At 40.2% G+C, this 8,218-nt stretch carries 15 protein-coding genes; 7 read left to right on the top strand and 8 right to left on the bottom strand.

Annotated elements, in window-relative coordinates; translation table 11 throughout:
- Positions 1-162: 162 nt before the first annotated feature.
- The 5 genes from N473_RS07085 to N473_RS07065 all read right to left on the bottom strand — a co-directional run bounded on the left by N473_RS07085 (position 163) and on the right by N473_RS07065 (position 2,448).
- Positions 163-900 (bottom strand): DNA-methyltransferase, encoded by a 738-nt coding sequence (locus N473_RS07085; protein WP_063367296.1) that lies wholly within the window; start codon positions 898-900, stop codon positions 163-165.
- Positions 894-1,178, bottom strand: a complete 285-nt coding sequence (locus tag N473_RS07080; protein WP_063367295.1) for a hypothetical protein — start codon at positions 1,176-1,178, stop codon at positions 894-896. Before N473_RS07080 ends, N473_RS07085 begins: the two co-directional genes overlap by 7 nt.
- A gap of 72 nt (positions 1,179-1,250) precedes the next feature.
- Positions 1,251-1,685 (bottom strand): hypothetical protein, encoded by a 435-nt coding sequence (locus N473_RS07075; RefSeq protein WP_063367294.1) that lies wholly within the window; start codon positions 1,683-1,685, stop codon positions 1,251-1,253.
- Complete coding sequence (locus tag N473_RS07070) at positions 1,678-2,205, bottom strand: hypothetical protein (protein WP_155735547.1); 528 nt, start codon at positions 2,203-2,205, stop codon at positions 1,678-1,680. Before N473_RS07070 ends, N473_RS07075 begins: the two co-directional genes overlap by 8 nt.
- A gap of 39 nt (positions 2,206-2,244) precedes the next feature.
- A complete protein-coding gene (locus N473_RS07065; RefSeq protein WP_063367292.1) occupies positions 2,245-2,448 on the bottom strand; it encodes a transcriptional regulator in 204 nt (67 codons plus the stop codon).
- 153 nt (positions 2,449-2,601) lie between these two features.
- Here N473_RS07065 and N473_RS07060 point away from each other — a divergent pair, with 153 nt between their 5' ends.
- Positions 2,602-3,072 (top strand): helix-turn-helix transcriptional regulator, encoded by a 471-nt coding sequence (locus N473_RS07060; protein WP_196766376.1) that lies wholly within the window; start codon positions 2,602-2,604, stop codon positions 3,070-3,072.
- 66 nt (positions 3,073-3,138) lie between these two features.
- Here N473_RS07060 and N473_RS26135 read toward each other — a convergent pair whose 3' ends face one another.
- The 3 genes from N473_RS26135 to N473_RS26130 form a co-directional block, all read right to left on the bottom strand.
- Complete coding sequence (locus N473_RS26135) at positions 3,139-3,279, bottom strand: hypothetical protein (protein ID WP_155735546.1); 141 nt, start codon at positions 3,277-3,279, stop codon at positions 3,139-3,141.
- A 46-nt stretch (positions 3,280-3,325) separates the two neighbouring features.
- Complete coding sequence (locus N473_RS07055; protein WP_063367290.1) at positions 3,326-3,673, bottom strand: hypothetical protein; 348 nt, start codon at positions 3,671-3,673, stop codon at positions 3,326-3,328.
- A gap of 522 nt (positions 3,674-4,195) precedes the next feature.
- Entirely contained in the window at positions 4,196-4,345 is a 150-nt protein-coding gene (locus tag N473_RS26130) for a hypothetical protein (protein ID WP_155735545.1), read from the bottom strand.
- Between the two features lie 154 nt (positions 4,346-4,499).
- Between N473_RS26130 and N473_RS07045 the strand changes: the two genes are divergently transcribed.
- Genes N473_RS07045 through N473_RS07020 form a run of 6 tightly spaced genes read left to right on the top strand, consistent with a single transcriptional unit; the run spans position 4,500 to position 8,216 of the window.
- Positions 4,500-4,766 carry a hypothetical protein gene (locus N473_RS07045; protein WP_063367288.1) on the top strand — a complete coding sequence of 89 codons (267 nt, stop codon included), beginning with the start codon at positions 4,500-4,502 and terminating at the stop codon, positions 4,764-4,766.
- Positions 4,767-4,782: 16 nt separating this feature from the next.
- A complete protein-coding gene (locus N473_RS07040; protein ID WP_063367287.1) occupies positions 4,783-5,700 on the top strand; it encodes a Rad52/Rad22 family DNA repair protein in 918 nt (305 codons plus the stop codon).
- 2 nt (positions 5,701-5,702) lie between these two features.
- A complete protein-coding gene (locus N473_RS07035) occupies positions 5,703-6,728 on the top strand; it encodes a hypothetical protein (protein WP_063367286.1) in 1,026 nt (341 codons plus the stop codon).
- A 57-nt stretch (positions 6,729-6,785) separates the two neighbouring features.
- Positions 6,786-7,190 (top strand): zinc-finger-containing protein, encoded by a 405-nt coding sequence (locus N473_RS07030; protein WP_081220992.1) that lies wholly within the window; start codon positions 6,786-6,788, stop codon positions 7,188-7,190.
- The gene (gene ssb, locus N473_RS07025) at positions 7,183-7,824 is read left to right on the top strand and encodes a single-stranded DNA-binding protein (RefSeq protein WP_063367285.1); all 642 of its coding nucleotides are present in this window, start codon (positions 7,183-7,185) and stop codon (positions 7,822-7,824) included. The genes N473_RS07030 and ssb overlap by 8 nt, the downstream gene beginning before the upstream one ends.
- A 44-nt stretch (positions 7,825-7,868) precedes the next feature.
- The gene (locus tag N473_RS07020) at positions 7,869-8,216 is read left to right on the top strand and encodes a hypothetical protein (protein WP_063367284.1); all 348 of its coding nucleotides are present in this window, start codon (positions 7,869-7,871) and stop codon (positions 8,214-8,216) included.
- The last annotated feature ends 2 nt before the right edge of the window (positions 8,217-8,218 follow it).

Here is an 8,218-nt window from a genome sequence, read left to right as displayed (position 1 = left end):
TTTGTTTTATCTAGGCTTTTTACTTTCTTGCCTTCTACAATCGTGACTTTTACAGTCACTTCCTGTTGTTTTCTTTCTATTTTGTTTTTTACCAGGTTGATGCTCTGGATAAATGTGATACAAATTTTCTAACATTCTTTTCTCCCTGATCATTTTGTTTAGTTAAGCGGCTTTACTATCAATTGCTGTCTCTATACGCTGTTTTGCCTTTTCAAAGTATTCCCTGTTTAGTTCAAAACCCGTGAACTGCCGATTTTGAATCTGTGCGGCAGCACCTGCGGTACCGGAGCCCATACAAAAATCGAGGACATGATCCCCTTCATTGCTATATGTTCTAACTATGTATTCGAGCAACGATAACGGTTTTTGTGTTGGGTGAAGGCTGGCCTTGTATTTGTCACTTGTGAATTTCTGGACACTTCTTGGGAATCTTTCTGTTGAGTCATAATGAACTTTTTTTACTTCTTTCCCATAACACTCACTCTTGCAGCCTTTTCGACTAGCCGTTTTGCGCGGGTGTCCTGATGTTTTTTGCGGGTTATAAATAGGAGGTTTTGAATAAAAAACTAAAACATTTTCATGTGCTTTTAGAGGCATTTTTTTTGCGTTAAAAAAGCCTGTCGCAGTAGACTTTTCCCAAATCCACTCGTATCGCAACATTTCTAAATTACTGCAGCCCAACACTTTATCGAACGGGGTTTGCGCAAATAGAATTATTGCAGCTCTATCCTTCGCAACACGTTTAAGTTTTGGCCAAAGCAAGGTAAGGTCAATCTGAGTGTCCCACTTGCATTGAGTTGTACCGTAAGGCATGTCAGCACAAATGAGATCTATAGAGTTATCAGGCAATAAATCAAGCAGTTGAAGGCAATCTCCTTGAAATAAATTAACCCCTAACATACTTCTTCGTCCTTTCTTGGAGCCGAAGTCTTAAAATCAAAATTGCGTATTACCTGATCAATGCTATCTACCTTTTTCTGGGCATTGGTCAGTTTTTTAGCGGCCTCTTCAGAGCAACTCAAGAACGCCTCCCTGCCCTCTAAGATTGACTCTAGTTCAATTGCCAAAAGAGGTTTTGATACATGATTCCCATGTTCCAAATATGTAAAAGTGCCAACTACTCTGTACTGATCTTGTGCTGTTGGTTGAGCGCTATTGTCTGTATTAAACTCGTTCATTTCTAATTTTCCTTAATTGATTCAGCATAATTGCTAGTTTTTATATTTCACCAATGAGCCTAAAAAAGAACATCAGCTCTTTAGCTCGTTCGGGTATTTACAAGGTTCAGGGTGCGGCCACCCTGCCTGATCGCAGATACCTTGATAAAGTTCGTAGAACCCTGAATCTTTTTTCGCTTGCTGATAAATAAACGTGTCTGCTAACGGTTGTTTATGTGCAATGCTAATGATCGACTTGCCCTGCTCACCTATCTCACCAATTAGGTCCACGAACCTATTAACAACCAAGTTGAAGTTAACCGAATCCTCGTTCAGCATGTTGGCAATGTTCAAAAGCATCTGTTTTGTTTCTAGTACTGCTTTTTCAACTTTGGCCGCATCAAAATCAGGGTGATGTACTGCGGTATCAACATAGGCATCCAAAATGGAAAACATCAGCTTGAGACCTGGCATAAACTTATGTGCCTTTTCAATAATCTGATCGTTAGTTAAATTGGGTTTATCCATTGCTACACCCTTTTATTCTCGCGCCTTGCATCAAACGCTCTGCTTTTAGAATGTAATCCTTGGCACTTGCGATGGATTTCATAACAGCAATTCTTTGCTGAGGATCCTTTATCTTGTCCGCCCAACACAACCAGCCATCGATTGTTTCCAATACACCGCTTTTTGTAGGGATTTGTATCGGTGCCACCAGTTCAAAAGCTAATTTCTCTAAATCTTCGTCGGGGCTTTTCAAATGACTAGCAAGTGAGTGGAGTAGAATGTTCTCAAACCCTTGAAAAGAGGACTGTGTTTCATTGCAGTCACAGCCGTAGACCGAACATTCTCTTTTTAAACGTTCTTTCTCGAACTGTTCTGTTTGATACTCTTCCTCTCTTGAAGCATAGATCAGCTTTAACTCACTACGTGTTAGCGGCTGTGTTACTGTAGCTCCGCCCTCAACGACATAAGTCACTAGGCCAACTACCGCTTTAGGATCTGGCGTTCGCCACTCCAAAGGGTTAATAAATACGGGCTTCATCATTAGTCCTTTCATTTTGATATTGTTGAATTTGTTCACAGGTCATTGTCCAAAAAGGTCTGGCCTGAGTTCTGCTCTGCTAACACCTGTGACTTTTTCAATCTCAATCACATGTTCAGCGGGGACAATACCTCCCCGTTTAAGCCAGTAAGAAATATTTTGCTGCGCAACTCCTGGCAATTGCCCAGCAAGCTTTGTTTGGCTGCCTGCGATACTGATCGCTGCCTTTAGTGCTTTTCCTGACATAATCTCCTCCCACAACAAAAATACAACCACAACAAATAAAATACAAGTTTATTTGTTACTTTGCTACAATTTTATTTGTTTGCTACCATACAAAAAAACTTGTAGATTAACGGGGTATATTTGATGTTAAAAACGAACTTTTGGGGTATTGTCATGGCTAATTCTGTCGGGGCTCGAATTGAGCACCTAAGGAAAGATAAAAACCTAAGTCAGGGCGATCTGGGGAAACTGGTTGGATTAACTCAGCAAGGTGTTGCTTCAGTTGAAAAGAAAGACTCCATACCTAAAAAAATAGTGGAGTTTGCTGAAGCATTAGGTGTAAGCATCGAATATCTTAGGACTGGAGTTTCTGATTGTAAAAATGAAACTGAGGCAAATGAAAACGTTCAAGCTGAAGGTTATAGACTAGATGAAGTTCAAGCTGTAATCCCTAAAGCACTTGACAGAACAATCATTTCACTAAGCAAGCAAGTTAAGGCTAGGCATGGTCGTGAATTAGACCTCATACATGATAGAGCCGCAATATCGAAGCTTCTTACATCAATAGTATTGTCTGAGCTTTCAGGTGATTATGAGATGATCAGCGCTGTATATAATGAATTGAACTTGGCTCAAGGTGAGTAGCCGAGCCACATTTCGATATATTGAATTTTTTGTAAAAAAATGAGCGCATTTGCGCCCACGTTATTTTTATAATTTTAAAGGTGGCTCAGTACCGCCCCCACTTCCAGATAAACTGAAACGAATAGCTCTAGAGTTACTATCATCTCCATCACCGCCCCCGATACCACCAACGACTTTCTTAAGCCCTGAAATAGGTATTACTTTCATTCTGCAACTCCTTTTTTATAAAAAAATTTATACATGCAACTATTAATTAATAAAATTGGCGCTGTTGGCTCTGGTCCGAGCATCTACCTACCCTATCCAGAAGTCCGTCTCGCTTATGTAAGTGAATTGCACTTTTAGCCGTGACATCTTCACCTTTCAAGATCATCTCATCAATATCATAAGATTCCTTAATAACTGCCAGACAATCTTTTAACAATGACTGCTCAGCAAAAGGTGCGTGATATACATTTTCGCTATCTAACTCCTGTTCGATTTGTTCTGGTTTGGAGCTAGTTTCAGCTTTCCTTAGTGTAAGGTAATGAAGCTTGTAAACTCCATAAAAGCTACAAAATAGCATTGCCAATGCAACAATCGCCAAAATGGTAGTGGTCATTCTAAACTCCGTTTATGTACAACGCTTTTCATTGTAACAAATAAAGTTGTTATAGCAACACAAATGTTAATGTAAGGTATACTGTAGGTATAAAACTCTTTGATCAAAAAGTGGTCAACATTTAAAAGTACGTAAGAAATATACCGAATCGTATTAACTGCTGCTAGAAAAGCAAAGCTACCAGCGATGAATACAGCGAATTTGCTACTCTCTATACCGTTGTTTCTATGCACGAAAAAGATAAAGAGCACAGCAACTAAATCAATAAACACAAATGTCAGGTACCAAATATGCCTAAAGATCTCTGAGTTGAAAGAGTTGTGATTGTCTTTTAAGTAAACGCCAATTGACTGCATAAGAAAGTTAAAAAAGCAGAGTGTCACCAAAGACCAAAGCAAACTTTGATTTCTACCCCCTATACATGCATAAATCACGAATGCAAAACAGTTTACATAAACGACTACATCACCGATCTTAAATAACAAATCCGCCATACTAATACCTATTACCTATCTGATTCCCTTAGGGTTTGACAACCTTCACATCATAAAATGCACTACTAGCCTTGGCCGTTGGCTCCCAACCATTTCCATTGGTACCACCGCTTACAACCATTGAAAGCTTAGTGCCTATTACATAAGTGCTATTTAGCTTTTTCTTACTCGTCTTCATAACATCTCCTTTCAATTACAAATAATATATCATAAAAATTGTATTTTAAACTTGAAAACAACAAATTTATTTGTATTATTAATAGCGAAAACAAATTAACAACAACTTGCACAATCATTTTTGTGTTAATAATTGCGATATAGGATTGTACATCATGAATACAGCATTGATACACAAATTAGCTGAATTGCTTCTAGCTAGCTTCCAGCAGCATGACAGAGTATCAATTTCAATTAATACATACCCGCGCAACCAAATGATCGATGTTGTTACATATGACCATGCAACTACTCATGAAGGAAAGCCCGATGCAAATGTAATTGATATGTCTACAGTGCTTTTAAATTCACCTGATGCAGAAAGTCAACTCAATAAACTGATTGCTGATGTAAATACTCACCATTCAGTAACAGCAGCGTAGTAGTAAGGAAAATACAATGACACAAACTGCACAACAAATAAGAGAAAAGCTCTCCGCCCCATTCAATGATCACGAAGTCGAATGGATGGTGAATAGAAAAGGTATAAATAACGACAGGCTTTGGGTTGAAGTTGTTCCTTATATAACAAACCGCGCAGTTCAACATAGATTAGACGAAGTGCTGGGGTTAGACGGATGGAAAAACGAGTTTAAAGACGGCCAAGGCGGTCAAATTTGTGGGTTAAGTATCAAAGTTGGTAATACCTGGGTTACCAAATGGGACGGTGCATCTTACACGGATTTTGAACCGCTAAAAGGCGCATTATCGAGCGCAATGAAGCGCGCTTCTGTTCAGTTAGGAATTGGTCGATACCTTCACCTAGTAAAACCTGTTTTTGTCGAATGCCAACGCATAAGCGATAGAAACGAATGCACAGAAAACTATGTCACTTTCAAGTATGCAGAAAGTGACAATCAATACACAATTTTAAGCGCTCAATGGGCCTCCCCATCATTACCGGCTTGGGCTATGCCCATAAGCGATATAAGCCCATACGTTGCTGATATTAACTCTGCGAAAACTGAAACAGAGTTAAAAAAAGCATTCTCCACAGCTATCAAATGCGCCGAGGCACAAGATAGTGATGTATTCAGGCATGACATAAAAGCAGCTAAAGAGCAGCGCATGTCTGAAATCAAACAAGCTAAACAAAAGACGCAAAGAGAGTCATTAGAAAGGTTTGAAAAATGGTTCGCCAAGAAGTTAGAGCAGCTGCAAAAAGAGCCTAACGAAGCCGTTTTAGACATGACTTACACCCAGTTACTGCAAGAGCTTAAAGGTCAGTGCAAGTCTTTAAGCTTGGATATTTCTGAATATCAAAATCAATTACAAGCCGAAAAAGCGGCAACAATTACAAAAATCCAAGGAGCGTAAAAATGTCATCGAATCACCAAGTAAGCACTGACGTATTAAGTATTATTTTTCAAAATCAGATCACTGAACAGCAATTAGCAGAACTCAAAGCAAAGTTTCCTTCTGACATCGTCTACGACATGACAAATGACGACACATACAAAATAGGCCGTAAAGCCAGAACAGAAAGGAACAAGTTAACAAAGGCCATTAATGATCGCCGTATTAGCATTACTAAGACCATCAAAGAAAAAGGCGATGATCTGATTGAGCAGGTTGAAGATGTCTACTCTGTCATTGTGAGCCCTTTCGAGGCCGAAGATGATGCCAGAAAAAAGGAAAAAGCTCGTCGAGCAGCAGAAAGAGAAACTTTTCTTAATTCACAAAGGGACGAAATACAAGCAATAAGAAACTTTGTTCCTGACTGCGCCAATAAATCATCAGAGTATATCGCCGGCTGTATAGAAGCAGTGAGCATAATAGAAGTGGATCACTTTGATCCTGAGCTAATACATGAAGCTCTCAAAGTAAAAGACGATGTGACTACAGCACTATACAACTTGCGTGAAGATGCTCTAAAACGTGAACGTTTAGCTGAGCAACAAAAAGAAGCAGATCAACGTGACGCATTAAGCCAAATTTCAAACACGCCGATGACGATGTTTAATTCTTCCAGTGAAGACATTAAAGCTGCCATAGCTAAATTGGATGCAACTGTTATTAACGAAGACACATATGGCGATATTAGTGCAGCTAAACAAGCTGTTCATAACGCAACATCTCAATTAAACCAAATTTTAGATATGGCTACAGCGCGTGAAGCAGCTCAGCCCATAACGACTAAAGCTGCAAACGATGACCAACCGGAACTGGCGGCTGATGAAGATACAAGCGAAAGCTTTGAACTTAAATACGAACCTTTCACTAATTGGCCAAGCGATGTGCGTAGAGCACAAGATCCCGCAGTAGATATGATTTGCAAAAAGTTAGAAGAAGCTGAAAAGCATATTGAACTTTTAGAAGAAATGCTTAGCCAACAAGCAGCATAACCAGCCAATGAGGTGCGCATAGCGCCCTCTTCTAAGGTCAAAAAAGGTATTGAAAGAATGGAAGGAATTACACCAATTTGCGGTTACTGCGGCCAGTTTTCGAAAAAAGTATCAGGTCGAGAGATTTATCCTCATAGACCCGATTTATTTAAAAAGACTTTTTACAGCTGCCAAAGTTGCGATGCATATGTCGGATGCCACAAAGGAACTGACAAGCCCATGGGCAGATTAGCTAACGCGCAATTAAGAGCAGAAAAAAGTAACGCTCACAGTGCTTTTGACAAGATATGGAGAAATGGCCACATGAAGCGCCAAGACGCATACAAATGGCTTGCTAAAAAGCTGGGGATTAACGGTAGAGATTGCCACATCGGAATGTTTGACGTGGAAACCTGCAAAAAGGTAGTTCGTATTTCCCTAAACCATCTAAGTACACTAAAAGCAGGGCTTAAACATGGGTAGAGGTGTAAACAAAGTAATCATTGTTGGGAACCTGGGGCAAGATCCTGAAGTTCGCTATATGCCAAACGGTAACGCTGTGGCTAGCTTAAGTATTGCCACGTCAGAGTCTTGGAAAGATAGAAATAGCGGACAGCAGCAAGAGCGTACTGAATGGCATCGTGTTGTGATCTTCGGAAAATTGGCAGAAGTAGCAGGCGAATACTTGCGCAAAGGCTCGCAACTTTACATAGAAGGTAAATTACAAACCCGTAAATGGACTGATCAAAGCGGACAAGACAAATACACCACAGAAGTAGTCGTAGACATAAACGGTCAAATGCAAATGATGGGTAGCCGCAATGATCAGCACTACGGGCCACAAAACTACCCGCAACAGAACGCGCAATATGGCGGTCATCAAAATAACCAGAACCAGCGCGGAGGCTTTAACCCTCAGCAGCAAGGGCATGGACAGCAAAATAACCAAACGCAGAGAGGCGGATTCGCACCTCAGCAAAAAAACAATGCACAACAAGGTAACGGCCAACAAAGCGCTAGTGAGGCGGCAGGTTTGCCTGCTGAGAACAGTAATTTAGGCGGTCCGAATAACCCAATGGAGCCACCCATCGACTTTGACGATGATATTCCCTTTTAGCACACAGTTTTTAAATAGATAAAATTTCAGCAGGAGCAACAGCAATGAGTAATACGACAGATATACAAACATTCATCAGTAGTCTTGAGGCCGGAGTTTTTAAAGAGAAAGTATCGCACTTACTTAGCGATGTAGCTCTCGGCCAAGTTGTACACGGCGCTGGTAACAGAAAAGGTAAATTGACAATCGACTTAACTTTTCAACGTGTCGGAGAAAACAACCAGGTAATGATCTCAAGTAAGCTCACACATACAACGCTTACAAGGAGAGGAAGCAAATCAGAAACAGCATCTAATGAGACCCCGTTTTATGTGGGTAAAGGTGGCGTTCTCACAATTGAGCAGCCGCAAGAAGAGTTCAACGGCCAATTTACCCTAGTACAACAAAACTAAAC

Origin of the sequence: Pseudoalteromonas luteoviolacea CPMOR-1 (genome assembly GCF_001625685.1) — a bacterium.
Taxonomy (GTDB): Bacteria; Pseudomonadota; Gammaproteobacteria; order Enterobacterales; family Alteromonadaceae; genus Pseudoalteromonas; species Pseudoalteromonas luteoviolacea_K.
This window is presented reverse-complemented; position numbering and strand designations above follow the sequence as displayed.

Excerpts from the sequence above, each read along its gene's own strand:
- N473_RS07030 (WP_081220992.1), top strand. The coding sequence starts at position 6,786 with ATGGAAGGAATTACACCAATTTGCGGTTACTGCGGCCAGTTTTCGAAA.
- N473_RS07035 (WP_063367286.1), top strand. The coding sequence starts at position 5,703 with ATGTCATCGAATCACCAAGTAAGCACTGACGTATTAAGTATTATTTTT.
- N473_RS07080 (WP_063367295.1), bottom strand. The coding sequence starts at position 1,178 with ATGAACGAGTTTAATACAGACAATAGCGCTCAACCAACAGCACAAGAT.
- N473_RS07060 (WP_196766376.1), top strand. The coding sequence starts at position 2,602 with ATGGCTAATTCTGTCGGGGCTCGAATTGAGCACCTAAGGAAAGATAAA.
- N473_RS07085 (WP_063367296.1), bottom strand. The coding sequence starts at position 900 with ATGTTAGGGGTTAATTTATTTCAAGGAGATTGCCTTCAACTGCTTGAT.
- N473_RS07065 (WP_063367292.1), bottom strand. The coding sequence starts at position 2,448 with ATGTCAGGAAAAGCACTAAAGGCAGCGATCAGTATCGCAGGCAGCCAA.
- N473_RS26130 (WP_155735545.1), bottom strand. The coding sequence starts at position 4,345 with ATGAAGACGAGTAAGAAAAAGCTAAATAGCACTTATGTAATAGGCACT.
- N473_RS07040 (WP_063367287.1), top strand. The coding sequence starts at position 4,783 with ATGACACAAACTGCACAACAAATAAGAGAAAAGCTCTCCGCCCCATTC.
- N473_RS07075 (WP_063367294.1), bottom strand. The coding sequence starts at position 1,685 with ATGGATAAACCCAATTTAACTAACGATCAGATTATTGAAAAGGCACAT.
- N473_RS26135 (WP_155735546.1), bottom strand. The coding sequence starts at position 3,279 with ATGAAAGTAATACCTATTTCAGGGCTTAAGAAAGTCGTTGGTGGTATC.
- N473_RS07070 (WP_155735547.1), bottom strand. The coding sequence starts at position 2,205 with ATGATGAAGCCCGTATTTATTAACCCTTTGGAGTGGCGAACGCCAGAT.
- ssb (WP_063367285.1), top strand. The coding sequence starts at position 7,183 with ATGGGTAGAGGTGTAAACAAAGTAATCATTGTTGGGAACCTGGGGCAA.
- N473_RS07045 (WP_063367288.1), top strand. The coding sequence starts at position 4,500 with ATGAATACAGCATTGATACACAAATTAGCTGAATTGCTTCTAGCTAGC.
- N473_RS07055 (WP_063367290.1), bottom strand. The coding sequence starts at position 3,673 with ATGACCACTACCATTTTGGCGATTGTTGCATTGGCAATGCTATTTTGT.
- N473_RS07020 (WP_063367284.1), top strand. The coding sequence starts at position 7,869 with ATGAGTAATACGACAGATATACAAACATTCATCAGTAGTCTTGAGGCC.